The sequence below is a fragment of the Citrobacter sp. EC_71 genome (assembly GCF_019584005.1).
Lineage (GTDB): Bacteria > Pseudomonadota > Gammaproteobacteria > Enterobacterales > Enterobacteriaceae > Citrobacter > Citrobacter werkmanii.
In genome coordinates this window covers 119748-133672 of the sequence record NZ_VDAY01000006.1, presented here as the reverse complement: position 1 = coordinate 133672, position 13925 = coordinate 119748, and the positions used below count along the sequence as shown (strand labels likewise).

At 53.8% G+C, this 13925-nt stretch carries 14 protein-coding genes; 6 read left to right on the top strand and 8 right to left on the bottom strand.

Annotation, left to right across the window (positions count from 1 at the left end; all coding sequences use genetic code 11):
• Nucleotides 1-5: 5 nt before the first annotated feature.
• From menB to pmrD, 4 genes are all read left to right on the top strand, one after another.
• The gene (menB, locus tag FHD02_RS08420; protein ID WP_137371500.1) at nt 6-863 is read left to right on the top strand and encodes a 1,4-dihydroxy-2-naphthoyl-CoA synthase; all 858 of its coding nucleotides are present in this window, start codon (nt 6-8) and stop codon (nt 861-863) included.
• On the top strand, nt 863-1825 hold the full coding sequence (gene menC, locus FHD02_RS08415) for an o-succinylbenzoate synthase (protein ID WP_137360952.1): 963 nt from the start codon (nt 863-865) through the stop codon (nt 1823-1825). Before menB ends, menC begins: the two co-directional genes overlap by 1 nt.
• Nucleotides 1822-3234: an o-succinylbenzoate--CoA ligase gene (menE, locus tag FHD02_RS08410; RefSeq protein ID WP_137360951.1), complete on the top strand. Its 1413-nt coding sequence runs from the start codon at nt 1822-1824 to the stop codon at nt 3232-3234. The genes menC and menE overlap by 4 nt, the downstream gene beginning before the upstream one ends.
• 95 nt (nt 3235-3329) lie before the next feature.
• On the top strand, nt 3330-3593 hold the full coding sequence (gene pmrD, locus FHD02_RS08405) for a signal transduction protein PmrD (protein WP_042307121.1): 264 nt from the start codon (nt 3330-3332) through the stop codon (nt 3591-3593).
• Nucleotides 3594-3595: 2 nt separating this feature from the next.
• On the opposite strand, the gene arnF is transcribed toward pmrD, so the two are convergent.
• From arnF to nudI, 8 genes are all read right to left on the bottom strand, one after another.
• Nucleotides 3596-3982, bottom strand: a complete 387-nt coding sequence (gene arnF / locus FHD02_RS08400; protein ID WP_137360950.1) for a 4-amino-4-deoxy-L-arabinose-phosphoundecaprenol flippase subunit ArnF — start codon at nt 3980-3982, stop codon at nt 3596-3598.
• Nucleotides 3982-4317 carry a 4-amino-4-deoxy-L-arabinose-phosphoundecaprenol flippase subunit ArnE gene (gene arnE, locus FHD02_RS08395; RefSeq protein ID WP_042307126.1) on the bottom strand — a complete coding sequence of 112 codons (336 nt, stop codon included), beginning with the start codon at nt 4315-4317 and terminating at the stop codon, nt 3982-3984. The genes arnF and arnE overlap by 1 nt, the downstream gene beginning before the upstream one ends.
• Complete coding sequence (arnT, locus tag FHD02_RS08390; protein WP_137360949.1) at nt 4314-5969, bottom strand: lipid IV(A) 4-amino-4-deoxy-L-arabinosyltransferase; 1656 nt, start codon at nt 5967-5969, stop codon at nt 4314-4316. Before arnT ends, arnE begins: the two co-directional genes overlap by 4 nt.
• Nucleotides 5966-6868, bottom strand: a complete 903-nt coding sequence (gene arnD, locus FHD02_RS08385; RefSeq protein WP_137360948.1) for a 4-deoxy-4-formamido-L-arabinose-phosphoundecaprenol deformylase — start codon at nt 6866-6868, stop codon at nt 5966-5968. Before arnD ends, arnT begins: the two co-directional genes overlap by 4 nt.
• On the bottom strand, nt 6865-8847 hold the full coding sequence (gene arnA, locus FHD02_RS08380) for a bifunctional UDP-4-amino-4-deoxy-L-arabinose formyltransferase/UDP-glucuronic acid oxidase ArnA (RefSeq protein ID WP_061382108.1): 1983 nt from the start codon (nt 8845-8847) through the stop codon (nt 6865-6867). The genes arnD and arnA overlap by 4 nt, the downstream gene beginning before the upstream one ends.
• Nucleotides 8844-9827 carry an undecaprenyl-phosphate 4-deoxy-4-formamido-L-arabinose transferase gene (arnC, locus tag FHD02_RS08375; protein WP_220393800.1) on the bottom strand — a complete coding sequence of 328 codons (984 nt, stop codon included), beginning with the start codon at nt 9825-9827 and terminating at the stop codon, nt 8844-8846. The genes arnA and arnC overlap by 4 nt, the downstream gene beginning before the upstream one ends.
• A 2-nt stretch (nt 9828-9829) precedes the next feature.
• A complete protein-coding gene (arnB, locus tag FHD02_RS08370) occupies nt 9830-10969 on the bottom strand; it encodes a UDP-4-amino-4-deoxy-L-arabinose aminotransferase (RefSeq protein WP_220393799.1) in 1140 nt (379 codons plus the stop codon).
• A 292-nt stretch (nt 10970-11261) separates the two neighbouring features.
• On the bottom strand, nt 11262-11687 hold the full coding sequence (gene nudI, locus FHD02_RS08365) for a nucleoside triphosphatase NudI (RefSeq protein WP_220393798.1): 426 nt from the start codon (nt 11685-11687) through the stop codon (nt 11262-11264).
• A gap of 317 nt (nt 11688-12004) precedes the next feature.
• On the opposite strand from nudI, the gene FHD02_RS08360 reads away from it, so the two are divergent.
• Nucleotides 12005-12547, top strand: a complete 543-nt coding sequence (locus FHD02_RS08360; RefSeq protein WP_038642254.1) for a YfaZ family outer membrane protein — start codon at nt 12005-12007, stop codon at nt 12545-12547.
• Nucleotides 12548-12626: 79 nt separating this feature from the next.
• Nucleotides 12627-13823 (top strand): nicotinamide mononucleotide deamidase-related protein YfaY, encoded by a 1197-nt coding sequence (locus tag FHD02_RS08355; protein ID WP_137360945.1) that lies wholly within the window; start codon nt 12627-12629, stop codon nt 13821-13823.
• The last annotated feature ends 102 nt before the right edge of the window (nt 13824-13925 follow it).

Below are 13925 nucleotides of genomic sequence, written 5' to 3'. Positions count from 1 at the left end.
ACTTTATGATCTATCCTGATGAAACAATGCTTTACGCACCGGTAGAATGGCACGATTGCTCTGCAGGCTATACCGACATTCTCTACGAGAAATCCACCGACGGTATCGCCAAAATCACCATTAATCGTCCACAGGTACGCAATGCTTTCCGTCCTGTTACCGTAAAAGAGATGATCCAGGCGCTGGCGGATGCCCGCTATGACGACAACATCGGTGTGATCATTCTGACCGGTGCGGGTGACAAAGCGTTTTGCTCAGGCGGCGATCAGAAAGTGCGTGGCGATTACGGCGGATATCAGGATGACGCCGGTGTGCATCACCTGAACGTGCTGGACTTCCAGCGTCAGATTCGTACCTGTCCGAAACCGGTCGTGGCGATGGTAGCAGGGTACTCCATCGGCGGCGGCCACGTGCTGCACATGATGTGTGACCTGACCATTGCGGCGGAAAACGCCATCTTTGGTCAGACCGGCCCGAAAGTGGGTTCCTTCGACGGTGGTTGGGGTGCCTCTTACATGGCCCGTATCGTGGGTCAGAAAAAAGCGCGTGAAATCTGGTTCCTGTGCCGTCAGTACGATGCGCAGCAGGCGCTGGACATGGGCCTGGTCAACACCGTGGTTCCGCTGGCGGATCTGGAGAAAGAGACCGTACGCTGGTGCCGTGAGATGCTGCAAAACAGCCCGATGGCGCTGCGTTGCCTGAAAGCGGCACTGAACGCCGACTGCGATGGACAGGCAGGTCTGCAAGAACTGGCCGGTAACGCCACCATGCTGTTCTACATGACGGAAGAAGGTCAGGAAGGTCGTAACGCCTTTAACCAGAAACGTCAGCCTGACTTCAGCAAATTCAAACGGAATCCGTAATGCGTAGCGCGCAGGTATACCGCTGGCAGATCCCCATGGACGCGGGGGTGATTCTGCGCGACAGGCGGTTAAAAACGCGTGACGGGTTGTATGTTTGTCTGCGTGACGGCGAGCATGAAGGGTGGGGAGAGATCTCCCCGCTGCCGGGCTTCAGTCAGGAAAGCTGGGAAGAGGCGCAAACCGAGCTGCTGTCCTGGGTACAAGGCTGGTTGCAAGGGGATGATTCTTTACCACAGCTGCCTTCTGTCGCTTTTGGCGCAAGCTGTGCGCTGGCCGAACTGGCTGACGCTCTGCCGGAGGCTGCAGACTATCGTGCTGCTCCTCTGTGTACGGGCGATCCTGACGATTTGGTGCTGCAACTGGCGGATATGCCGGGCGAAAAAGTCGCCAAGATCAAGGTTGGGCTGTATGAAGCGGTTCGTGACGGAATGGTAGCCAATCTGCTGCTCGAGGCGATTCCGGAGCTGCATCTGCGACTCGACGCCAACCGCGCCTGGACGCCGTTGAAAGCCCAACAGTTCGCGAAATACGTCAATCCAGAGTATCGCGGACGCATTGCCTTCCTTGAAGAACCATGTAAAACGCGCGATGACTCACGCGCATTCGCACGTGAAACCGGCATCGCTATCGCCTGGGACGAAAGTCTGCGTGAAGCGGATTTCACCTTTGAAGCCGAAGAGGGCGTCAAGGCTGTGGTTATCAAACCTACGCTGACCGGTAGTCTCGACAAAGTGCATGAACAGGTTGCAGCAGCGCATGCGCTTGGTCTCACCGCCGTTATCAGTTCATCTATTGAGTCGAGTCTTGGCTTAACCCAACTGGCGAGAATTGCCGCCTGGCTGACGCCGCAGACCATTCCGGGTCTGGACACGCTGAGTCTGATGCAGTGCCAGCAGGTACGCACCTGGCCGGGTAGCGCGTTGCCGTGTATTGCCGTTGATGCGCTGGAACGCCTGCTATGACCTCATGGGAAACGCCCGCTAGCGCAAGCTTAGCGGGCACTGACTGGCCCTGGCGCGACTGGCGGCAGGTTCGTGCGCAGGCGCCAGCGCTGCGCCTCAACGATGAAGTATTAAGCTGGAGTGAGCTCTGTACCCGCGTCGATCATCTGGCCAGCGGCTTTGCCGCTCAGGGCGTGGAAGAGGGCGATGGCGTCCTGCTCCGCGCATGGAATCATCCGCGAGCCTTGCTGGCCTGGATCGCGCTGTTGCAATGTGGGGCGCGGGTTTTACCTGTGAACCCACAGTTGCCTCAATCGCTGCTTGATGCGCTGGTCCCGGACTTAACGCTACGTTTTGCCCTGGATCTGGAGGCCGCTAACGCGTTTCCCGGGCTGGAACCGTTGCAGATGCAGGCGCTGCCAGGCGCACATGCCGCCGCGTGGTCGCCTCAGCGCTTGAGCACAATGACGTTAACCTCAGGTTCCACCGGATTGCCGAAAGCGGCGGTTCACACCTGTCAGGCACATCTGGCAAGCGCGCAGGGCGTGCTGTCATTAATGCCGTTTGGCGCTGAAGATGACTGGCTGCTTTCATTGCCGCTGTTTCATGTTTCCGGCCAGGGTATTTTATGGCGCTGGTTGTTTGCCGGGGCGCGAATGACCGTGCGCGACAAGCAGCCGCTGGAGCAAATGCTGGTCGGCTGCACCCATGCCTCGTTGGTCCCCACACAGTTGTGGCGCTTGTTGGTCAATAAAACGCCGGTCACGCTCAAAGCGGTGCTGCTGGGCGGCGCAGCTATTCCTGTTGAGTTGACGGAGCAGGCGCGCGATCAGGGGATTCGCTGCTGGTGCGGTTATGGACTGACGGAATTCGCTTCCACCGTTTGTGCGAAAGAGGCGGATGGTCTGGCTGATGTCGGTTCAGCCTTAGCGGGCAGAGAAGTCAGAATCGTGGATGACGAAGTCTGGCTGCGTGCGGCCAGCATGGCGCAAGGTTACTGGCGTAACGGACAGCTTATTCCTTTAGTGAACGCGGAAGGGTGGTTTGCTACCCGCGATCGTGGGGTGTTAAAGGACGGCAAGTTAACCATTATCGGTCGTATGGACAATCTGTTTTTTAGCGGTGGGGAAGGCATACAGCCAGAAGAAGTGGAACGCGTGATTGCAGCGCATCCGCAGGTTCTGCAGGCCTTTATTGTCCCGTTAGAAGATAAAGAGTTTGGTCATCGTCCGGTGGCGGTCGTTGAGTATGACACCAACGCTGGCGATGCCAATCTTGCAGAGTGGGTTAAAGATAAGCTGGCCCGTTTTCAGCAACCGGTATGTTGGCTGACGTTGCCACCTGAACTGAAAGCCGGAGGGATTAAAATCTCTCGTCGCGCGTTGGCGGATTGGGTAAGTGCTTCATCATTAACATTAAGAAAATATTAATTACATTTCTCATTTTTGCCATTCCGTCGCTATTGTCGTTTTGTTTATCAGCTAAAGTGTAACCTGATGTGAAATTCATTAACAAAAGGTGCGCTATGGAATGGCATGTGAAGAAGTCTTGCTGTCACAAGAAAGCAGGGAGGCTCTATATCGTACTTTGCGATAGCGGTGGTTCGCTTAAGATGCTTGCTGAAGCGCAATCTTCCGAACGGGTTAAGCCCGGGGATCTCCTTTCACCGCTGAAAGACGCACAGTATTGTGTTAATCGTGATGCATCCCGTGTGATTAAAATAATCGATGCCAGACAGTACATTTGTGACGAATGGGAGCGCCTGTTACGACTGTCGGCAGATAAATGAGCTCAGCGCCGGTGCTGGTCAGCAGGCAGAAAAATCGTCATTAAACCCGCCATGATGCACAGTACCCCAACCAGCGCCTTCACTGAAAATGTTCCCTGCCAGCCGGGCAGAATCATTGATGCGACCCAAACCAGCACATAGCTGAGGCTGAGCAGGGCATAAGCCTTGCTCAGGGCGAGCTGGTGCAGGGCCTTATGCCAGCAAATTACCGACAGTAAATATCCCGCCAGCCCACTAAAAAGAGCCAATGCGCCAGCGTTGAGAGCGAATACGGCGGAGAGAAATTTCAGCGGTTGCAACATCGGCGGCAGGTTATCCATCGCAAAGCCGAGACTTAGCTGGGCAGCCGAGGTGATAATAACGCTACATAATCCCCAAAAAATGCCCATTACACCGCGCTCCCAAGAATGAATATGCCGGCGATTATCAGCCCCACACCCAGCCAGTGGCGCGTTGCGACCGGTTCGCGCCAGATTTTCCAGGCGGCCAGCGTCACCCAGACAAAATTCAGGCTCAGCATGGGATAGGCGATGCCAACAGGGATATTCTGCAACACCACCAGCCAGAGCAGCATAGCCAGGCCGAGGCTTGCCAGGGCCAGCCCAATCCATTGCGTAATATGGCGTTTTCGCCTGCCTGAAGGTACCGGACGCGTTGCCTGCTTCTGGCATAACTGTCCGCATACGCTGAGCAGGCTGGCGAAAATTAATACTATCCAGATCATTTCGGCCGATACTGAATCAGGACCAGACGCCCCTGGTTATCGATATAATCAGCGGGAGGAATGGCTAGTTGATTAATATCTTCATTCTTATCAATCGAGAGCACGAGGGTAATATTTCCTTGCTGACGGTGTTGGGCTAACCAGTCGACAAAGTCCGTCCGACTGACAAAGCGCCCTTGGGCATCCGGATAGCTGAGGCCGTATTTCAACTCGCCTGTTTGTCCGTATAGCATGATGTCGTCACGCTTCAGGCTCCAGGCCAGCCCCGCAGCGAGGCCAACGCTGTCGGTGAGAATATAGCGGCTGGATTCCAGCGACTCTTTGGTCATCTCGACAAAAAACTGCGGTTGTTTAGATTCCATGACCCGATCGGGAATGGAGAAGCCAAACAACAGCGCCAGTCCTAATGGGCAAAACGCGGCAAATTGCCAGTTCTTCTCGCGGTTATTTAACGTATACCAGCCAAAGAGCGTCCAGATGAGAAAAATACCCCATGCACAAAAAACCTTATAGGTTTCGATATGCGACCAGATAGGCGTTTTCAACGGTCCCAGCGTGGAAACAATAAACGTGGCGATAATGCCTACCACACCAAACAGAACGTTGATCCAGCCATTCACACGCAGCGCGGCTGAACCTTTTTGCGCAGCCTGCAGGCCAAAACGCGCCGTTAATATCGCCAACGGCGCGAAGCAGGAAAGAATATAGGTCGGCAGTTTTCCTTTTGCGATGCTGAAAAACAGGATCGGCATGCTAATCCAGCTTAGCAGGTATAGTGTGCTGCGCGGAACATCTCGTTCCCGCCAGCCCGTACGCAGTGCGCCGGGAAGCAGCCCGAGCCACGGTAACGCGCCAGCCAAAAGCACGGGAATGTAGTACCAGACAGGGGCCTTATGTTGGGCATCATCCTGGGCGAAGCGTTGAATGTGTTCGACCCAGAAGAAGTAATGCCAGAAGTCCGGCTCACGCTGAGCAATCGCTACACCCCACGGCAGCACAATCACGACGCAGCCGACGACTGCCAGCAGGCCGTAGACGATCAGGTCTTTCCAGCGTTTTTGCACGAAAACCCACGGCAGTACGCTGAGCACAGGAACGGCAAGCGCCAGGAAACCCTTGGTCATTACGCCCATGCCGCAGGTTAGCCCTAACAGCAGAAAGGCAACGATTTTGCGTGTTCTGGTAGTGGCCTGCATCCCCTCCCAAAAGCAGCACATGCCCGCCATCAGCCAGAGTGCGATCATAGGATCGAGTACCGCGTAGGTACCGATGCTATAGACCGAAAAAAAGGTTAAAAAGATAACTGAAGAGAGTACGGCGGTACGCTTATCCTGCCACATCCGCATGGCAAGCCAGGCTACCAGTAGCGCCGTCAGCAAGGTGGCAAAAATAGCGCCCGCTCTGACGCCAAAATTATTGGCGCCAAACAGCCATTGCCCGATGCTGTTCAACCAGTATCCGGCAATCGGTTTTTCAAAATAACGCAGCCCTAAAAAGTGCGGAACGATCCAGTCGCCAGAGGTCAGCGTCTCCCGACTGATTTCGGCATAGCGCGTTTCATCAGGCTGCCACAGCAGACGACTATTAATAGGTAAAATAAAATACAGCGCGATAAAAGCGATAAATGCCAGGGCGTTACGTACCGATTTCATTGTGTCATATCCACGGGTTGCTGACAGCCGATCCATCCCTCTCTGCCGGGAATCTTCCCACGCACGATCCGCCCGGTTGGCAGCGCACTGATATCGTCCGGTAGCAGATCCCCGAGCGGGCAAAACGTAATCCCCATGTCGGCAGCACGAGTGAGCAATTCGTCAAAATTCTGCTGAAAGGCAATACCTTCCACTTCTGCATGAATGGTGTACACCGGTGTCTCTCTGCTCATCTGGATGTGGGAGAGAATATAAGCATTAAAGTCCACCGCCTGAACCTCTTGACCCACCACTTCATCCCATGTGGGTAATGTGACAGGAATTTGCGGCGTACCTGTTTTCCCGGACGCCAGCACAGGACGGAATAACGACGTTCCACGACAGTCGCTGTTATAGCGCAGATGGAACGTTTCTTTGGCATGGACGACGCGGTCGTCGGCACGCCATCCGGCAACGGCGGAGCAGGTAACGGGCTGATTGATGATAGCTTCAAGGGCGGTAATGCCACGTGAAATATCATCAATTAGCTCTTTGTCATTCCAGTTTCCGCTTCGCGCCTGCCAGGCATGGTGATCCCAGGCATGCAAACCGGTTTCATGAAGCAGGGCGGTTTGCGCAATAATGGCCGCATTGGCCTGGCCGATCTCTTTTCCCGGCCATGCTGTACCCGCCAGCAAAATATCCCACCCGTAGAGCGATGCTGCGTTTGAGCGCAGCATCTTCCACAGAAATTGTGGCTTCACCAGGCGCCAGAGATGGCGTCCCATGTTGTCAGGTCCCATGCTAAAGAAAAAACTTGCCCGAACGTTATGTCGGTTCAATGTCTCCAGCAGGCGGGGCACGCCTTCGCGTGTCCCCCTGAATGTGTCGACATCAATGCGCAAGCCAACTTTGGTCATGATGTGTGTTCCGTGATATCCACACTGCGTAAGAAGAAGTCCAGCGTCTCTTCTACCGTTTCCTGCATCTCAATGGTGGGTTCCCAGTTCAGGCAACGTTTTGCGTTGCGAATATTGGGCTTACGGTGCTCAACGTCCTGATAACCTTTACCATAGTAGGTGCTGCTTTCGACGTCGCGGAAACCGGCAAACGGCGGAAAATGCTGACGTAATGGATGTTTTTCAAAGCAGGTTAGCAGCATTTCTGCCAGTTCCTGAATACTCGCTTCGTTTTCCGGGTTACCGATGTTGATAATCTCGCCGTCACAGCGTCCGCCTTCATTTTCAATAATGCGGTACAGGGCTTCGATACCATCGCGAATATCGGTAAAACAGCGCTTTTGCTTGCCGCCTTCAATCAGCTTAATCGGTGAGCCTTCCACCAGATTGAGAATCAATTGGGTGATGGCGCGTGAGCTGCCGATACGCGCGGCGTTAAGACTGTCCAGACGCGGTCCCATCCAGTTAAACGGACGGAATAGGGTGAAGCGCAACCCCTCTTTTTCGCCGTATGCCCAGATTACGCGGTCCAGCAACTGCTTGGAAACGGAGTAGATCCAACGTGGTTTATTCACCGGGCCGACGATCAGATTCGAGCTGTCCTCATCGAAGACTTTATCGGTACACATGCCGTAGACTTCGGAGGTTGACGGGAAAATGATGCGCTTACGGTACTTCACGCAGTAGCGAATGATTTTCAGGTTCTCTTCAAAATCGAGTTCAAACACGCGCAGTGGGTTGCGGGTATATTCGATTGGCGTGGCGATCGCCACCAGCGGCAATACGACGTCGCATTTTTTCACATGATATTCAATCCATTCGGAGTGAATGCTAATGTCGCCTTCGACGAAATGGAAACGCGGATGTTGCAGGAAACGCCCAATTGCGTCGCTGCCAATATCGAGTCCATATACTTCGTAATTGTCTTCTTGCAGCAGGCGCTCGGTCAGGTGGTTACCAATGAAGCCGTTAACGCCAAGGATCAGCACGCGTGTACGACGTTTGCTGGTGGTAACGGACTGGCTGTTCAGACGAGAACCGGGTACCAGGCCCAGAACCTGCGCCAGCTGTGAGCCTTGCATCGCAATACCATCGCCAGCTTGTCCGGTAATAATCTCCAGTGCGCCATCGGCACAGGCGATCAGCAAAGGCGACACGGAGATGACGGTGCCTGGTTGGGCTGCAAGGTCATTTGTGCAAACACGCGACGACCAGACGGTGAACTTTTGCGTGCCAACATAGCTAAATGCACCCGGCCACGGATCGCTGACGGCGCGGACCTGGTTATGCAGCTCTGCGGCAGGTTTGTTCCAGTCCAGGAAGCTATCTTCCGGCGTGCGGCGGCCAAAACAGGTAGCCTCTGCTTCCTGTTGCGGGCGTTCTGCGTAATCCCCCGCTTTAATCGCGGGCAGCGCCTGTTCCAGCAGGTGACGCGCAGCCTGGCACAATTTATGGTGCAGCGTTAACGCCACATCATCCGAAGAGATAGCGACAGACTGCTGGGCGATAATAGCGCCAGCGTCTGCACGTTTGACCATGCGATGAAGCGTGACGCCGGTTTCGGTTTCGCCATTGACCAATACCCAGTTCAGCGGCGCGCGGCCGCGGTATTTTGGCAGCAGCGAGCCGTGCAGATTAAATGCCCCCTTAGGCGCAAGACTGAGGATCTCCTCACTCAGTAAATGGCGATAGTAGAACGAGAAGATAACATCGGGTGCCAGTTGGCTAATGCGCTCGATCCACAAAGGATGATTAACCTCGTCCGGGGCGTAAACCGGAATACCGGCGCTGGCGGCGAGGCGGGAAACAGAGCCAAAAAACGCTTTTTCACCGGGGTTGTCGGTGTGCGTAAAAATTGCGGCGATTTCATAACCTGCATCCAACAAGGCCTGGACACCCTGACATCCCATATCGTGATAGGCAAATACGACGGCTTTCATGCGCGGTTTTCCTCGGTTGACTGCGTGGTTTGTGGGCGGATAACGTGTTGAACAAAATAGCGGGGGCGGGCGCGGACATCGTTATAGATGCGACCGATATATTCGCCGAGTAAACCCATGCCAATGAACTGTGCGCCGATAAAGGTAAACAGGACGGCAAACAGCATGAATACCCCTTCCGCGGCCCACTGCGGGCCGAGCGTCAGGCGTAACACAACAAGCAGAACGGACAGCGTAAAGCCCGTGGCGGCAATCACGCTGCCGAGCAGGCTCAACATACGTAACGGCGTGGTGGTCAGACAGGTCACCAGGTCATACATCAGGTTGATCAGACGCATGAAGCTGTATTTAGAGTCACCAAATTCACGCTCTGCATGGTGCACCGGGATCTCCGTGGCGCGACGGGCAAAAATGTTGGCCAGAATCGGAATAAAGGTGCTGCGCTCCTGGCAATGCAGCATGGCATCGACAATATGGCGACGATAGGCGCGTAGCATGCAGCCGTAGTCGCCCATCGCTTTACCGGTAGTGCGCTGAATCAGGTGGTTGATCACACGCGAGGCGGTCTTACGAAATACGCTGTCCTGTCGGTTCTGGCGTACCGTTCCGACCACATCGAAACCTTCATCTGCGGTGGCGACCAGCCGGGGGATCTCTTCCGGCGGATTTTGCAAATCGGCATCCAGCGTGATGATCAAGTCACCGGTGACATGGCTGAAACCGGCCATAATTGCCGAGTGCTGGCCGTAATTGCGGTTCAGCAGAATAGAAACGATCTGGCTGTTCGGCGCCTGTGAAGCGTCCATCATCAGTTGCGCGGAACGGTCGCTGCTGCCGTCATCGATCAGCAAGATTTCATAATCTTTGCCCAATTTTTCGCAGGCGGCGCTGGTGCGTCTGATTAATTCTGGCAGGCTTTCCTGTTCGTTAAAAACAGGAATGACCACTGAGACTTTCTTGATCGGTGTGGCTTCAAACATAGTTATTGTCCTGCAATCTCGCGAAGCGCCGTAATGACCCGCTGGGTGTCGGTGGCGGTCATATCGGGGAACAATGGCAGCGAGCAGATGCGTGCGCTATTCCATTCTGTATTTGGCAGCGAAAGCGTGGTGAAGCGTTCGCGGTAATATTTTTGCGTATGGGCTGCACGAAAATGCAGACCGGTGCCGATATTTCTGGCCTTCAGCGCTTCCATTAAGGCATCTCTGTTCAGGCCGCAGCGCGCTTCGTCAACACGAATGATAAACAGGTGCCAGGCGTGAACGTGGGACCAGTGGGGCAGGCTCAACGGTTGAAATGGCGTATCGGCCAGCGCCTGTTGATATTCCTGGGCAATTTGTGCGCGGCGCGAGTTCAGTTGTTCCAGCTTCTTCAGCTGTACCAGCGCGATGGCGGCATTGATATCTGTGAGGTTGTATTTGTATCCTGGCGCCAACACTTCGGCCTGCGGCGCACGGCCGTAGGTTTGTCGATCGAAAGCATCAACGCCCAGGCCGTGAAACTTCAGACTGCGAAGCCGCTGGGCAAGCTGGCCGTCATCGGTAACAATCAGCCCACCCTCCGCACAGGTGATATTTTTGATGGCGTGAAACGAGAAAATAGCGGTGCCGCGCGCGCCAACATGACGACCCTTATATAACGTCCCTACGGCGTGTGCCGCATCTTCGATGATCGGAATGCCATAGCGCTCGCCAATGGCATAAATCGCGTCAAGGTCGGCGGGGGCGCCAGCGTAATGCACCGGAATAATTGCTTTGGTTCGTGGCGTGATGGCCGCTTCAATCTGCTCTGGTGTGACCATGAGCGTATCGCGATCAACATCGACCATGATTGGTGTGGCACCCAGCAGGATAATCATATTGAGGGTAGAAACCCACGTCATCGATGGCGTGATGACCTCATCGCCCGCACCGATGCCCAGCGCCATCAGCGTGATGTGCATTCCAGCAGTGGCGGAGCAGACGGCAACGGCATGCTTATTTCCCGTGAGCTGGCAGAAGGCTTCTTCCAACTGTTGATTTTGCGGGCCGGTGGTTATCCAGCCAGAATCCAGAACCGCCTTCACTGCGGCAAGCTCTTCAGCTCCCATAGCCGGGCGAGAGAAAGGCAAAAAGTCAGACATCATTATTCCTTCAAGCCATTTAACGCACCGACGTTTTATTTTTAGCGATAAACAGGGGCGTCGTTAATTATTTATCAGGCTTCAAAGGTTAATGACTGAAGGTTAATTTATCCTTAAGAGTTTAAGGTTCGAGATATAAAGGAAAATAACGGTGTTTTTAATTTATTGTTTTGAAATCAAATGAATTTTACAGAAATTGCGTGGCGTAAACGGCATTGCTGTTTACCGTAGACAGGTCAATGCAATGCCGCAATTCAGAGGGTTTATTTTATGCCACTATTAGAATGATAACTTAGAGTAATCCTTTCAGGGTTAACGTCTTACGCGTGGCGACATTTAAGTCGTACGTGCCAAGATCTTCCGGTTTAACCCAGGCGAACGCCTGAAACTCTTCGTTAATGTTCACTTCACGATTCTCCGTGACACAATCAAAGATAAGATAGATCATGTAAATCTCTTCCTGGCTGCCATCGGCATAGGTTTTGGTGCGAATATCATCACTGAAGGTCCATGGGGTAATTTCTGATAACACGAGCTGTTCGCCCAGTTCTTCCCTCACTTCCCGACGCAATGCTTCTTCGATGCGTTCGCCCGCTTCAACACCGCCGCCAGAAAGCGCCCACTGGCCGGGGAACACGCCACGGTCATCAGCCATTTTGCACAGTAAATAACAGCCATTATTTTGTATTAATGGACAAACAATCGTTCTTTGGCGCATAAGTCGGATCCTTGTAGGGGAATACTGAGAATTCCATCGTGTGCCCATCTTACCTTTTGCTGGCGGCAGAAAAAACGCTTCCGTGACGATTAACCCTTCTTTAACTGAGGAGAAAGGGATGTTTGTTGAAAACGAGGAGTAGCTACGTTCGATTCTGCAATTAGCCGCAGAATTTAACCTTAACTCAAACTTGCAAGTAGTATTTGGTTACAATATGCCATTGCATCGCTTTTTTAGCTCATTGATTCCTTGTCATCTGGCAGTACAATTCCTCGGTTTTGGGGCTATGTTTTGATTCTTGCTGGAAAGGATAGAAAATGAAAAAAAGTTTAATGTTGGGTTTTGCCGGAATGCTGTTTGTTTCCGCGTCGGCGAGCGCAATTAGCATTAGTGGCCAGGCGGGCGAAGATTACACCAACCTTGGGTTTGGTATGGGAACTGAGTCTACCGGACTGGCGGTCAGCGGTAACTGGATGCATAACGATGACGACGGCGATGCAGCCGGTCTGGGACTGGGTCTGAATATTCCGCTTGGTCCGTTGCTGGCAACCGTTGGAGGAAAAGGTATTTATACTAATCCTAATGATGGTGATGAAGGCTACGCGGCGGCAGTTGGTGGCGGTCTGCAGTGGCCGATTGGCGATAGCTTCCGCCTGTTTGGTGAGTACTATTACTCTCCTGATTCGCTTTCCAGCGGTATCGACAGTTATGAAGAAGCCAATGCCGGTGCGCGTCTGACAATTATGCGCCCGCTGAGCATTGAAGCCGGTTATCGCTACCTGAACCTGGCGGGTAAAGATGGCAACCGCGATAACGCGATTGCTGATGGTCCGTACGTTGGGGTTAACGCCAGCTTCTGATATTTCTGGCGCGGCGTTCAGTCGCGCCTTCCCCTCTCCATGCGCTATAGTGTTTTCATCATAAAAGCAGGAGAACACGATGTTAAACGTGGAGATGCTATCCACCGGGGATGAAGTGTTGCACGGACAAATCGTCGACACCAATGCCGTCTGGCTGGCTGATTTTTTCTTTAATCAGGGATTACCGTTAACCCGCCGCAATACGGTAGGGGACAATCTTGACGATTTGGTCGCTATTTTACGTGAACGTAGCGAACACGCCGATGTGCTGATCGTTAATGGCGGTCTGGGGCCAACCAGCGATGATTTAAGCGCGCAGGCGGCGGCAACGGCGAAAGGCGAAGGGCTGGTACTGCATGAAGCATGGCTGGCCGAGATGGAGCGTTATTTCCGCGACCGTGGCCGCGTGATGGCGCCGAGCAACCGAAAACAGGCTGAGCTTCCTGCCAGCGCTGAATTTATCAATAATCCTGTCGGCACCGCGTGCGGATTCGCAGTGAAGCTAAACCGTTGCCTGATGTTCTTTACGCCTGGCGTGCCATCGGAATTTAAAGTCATGGTTGAGCATGAGATTCTGCCGCGTTTGCGTGAGCGTTTTTCTCTGCCTCAACCACAGCTCTGCCTGCGATTAACCACCTTTGGCCGTTCTGAAAGTGACCTGGCGCAGAGTCTGGATCCGCTGCCTTTGCCGCCGGGAGTAACAATGGGCTATCGCTCGTCGATGCCGATTATTGAGCTGAAGCTGACCGGGCCGGATTCCCAACGAGACGCCATGCTGGCACTGTGGCCTGAGGTGAAGCGGGTTGCCGGACAGAATATGATATTCGAAGGTACGGAAGGTTTGCCTGCGCAAATCGCCCGCACGTTGCAGGAGCGGCAATACAGTCTGACGCTGAGCGAACAGTTCACCGGTGGCTTAGTTGCACTCCAGCTCTCGCGCGCTAATGCCCCTCTGTTAGCGAGCGAGGTGGTTCCGTCCCAGGAAGAAACGCTGGCGCAAACGGCGCACTGGATTACCGAGCGACGCGGCAAACACTATGCCGGGCTGGCGCTGGCAGTATCGGCATTCGAAAGCGAACATATTAACTTTGCGCTGGCAACCCCGGATGGGACACATGCCTTGCGCGTAAGGCTTAGCGCTAATCGCTACAGTTTGCCGATTCGTCAGGAAGTTTGCGCGATGATGGCGCTGAATATGCTGCGTCGTTGGCTAAACGGCCAGGATATTGCCAGCGAACACGGCTGGATTGAAGTGGTTGAATCGCTGACGATTTAAGCATTGATTGGGAAGGCTACAAACCTTCCCAACCTGACTCACTCTGTAACATCGCCAGGCAATAGCCCGGTAATTAACTGAACCAAATTATGATCAATTCCA

Excerpts from the sequence above, each read along its gene's own strand:
- menB (WP_137371500.1), top strand. The coding sequence starts at position 6 with ATGATCTATCCTGATGAAACAATGCTTTACGCACCGGTAGAATGGCAC.
- menC (WP_137360952.1), top strand. The coding sequence starts at position 863 with ATGCGTAGCGCGCAGGTATACCGCTGGCAGATCCCCATGGACGCGGGG.
- menE (WP_137360951.1), top strand. The coding sequence starts at position 1,822 with ATGACCTCATGGGAAACGCCCGCTAGCGCAAGCTTAGCGGGCACTGAC.
- pmrD (WP_042307121.1), top strand. The coding sequence starts at position 3,330 with ATGGAATGGCATGTGAAGAAGTCTTGCTGTCACAAGAAAGCAGGGAGG.
- arnF (WP_137360950.1), bottom strand. The coding sequence starts at position 3,982 with ATGGGCATTTTTTGGGGATTATGTAGCGTTATTATCACCTCGGCTGCC.
- arnE (WP_042307126.1), bottom strand. The coding sequence starts at position 4,317 with ATGATCTGGATAGTATTAATTTTCGCCAGCCTGCTCAGCGTATGCGGA.
- arnT (WP_137360949.1), bottom strand. The coding sequence starts at position 5,969 with ATGAAATCGGTACGTAACGCCCTGGCATTTATCGCTTTTATCGCGCTG.
- arnD (WP_137360948.1), bottom strand. The coding sequence starts at position 6,868 with ATGACCAAAGTTGGCTTGCGCATTGATGTCGACACATTCAGGGGGACA.
- arnA (WP_061382108.1), bottom strand. The coding sequence starts at position 8,847 with ATGAAAGCCGTCGTATTTGCCTATCACGATATGGGATGTCAGGGTGTC.
- arnC (WP_220393800.1), bottom strand. The coding sequence starts at position 9,827 with ATGTTTGAAGCCACACCGATCAAGAAAGTCTCAGTGGTCATTCCTGTT.
- arnB (WP_220393799.1), bottom strand. The coding sequence starts at position 10,969 with ATGTCTGACTTTTTGCCTTTCTCTCGCCCGGCTATGGGAGCTGAAGAG.
- nudI (WP_220393798.1), bottom strand. The coding sequence starts at position 11,687 with ATGCGCCAAAGAACGATTGTTTGTCCATTAATACAAAATAATGGCTGT.
- FHD02_RS08360 (WP_038642254.1), top strand. The coding sequence starts at position 12,005 with ATGAAAAAAAGTTTAATGTTGGGTTTTGCCGGAATGCTGTTTGTTTCC.
- FHD02_RS08355 (WP_137360945.1), top strand. The coding sequence starts at position 12,627 with ATGTTAAACGTGGAGATGCTATCCACCGGGGATGAAGTGTTGCACGGA.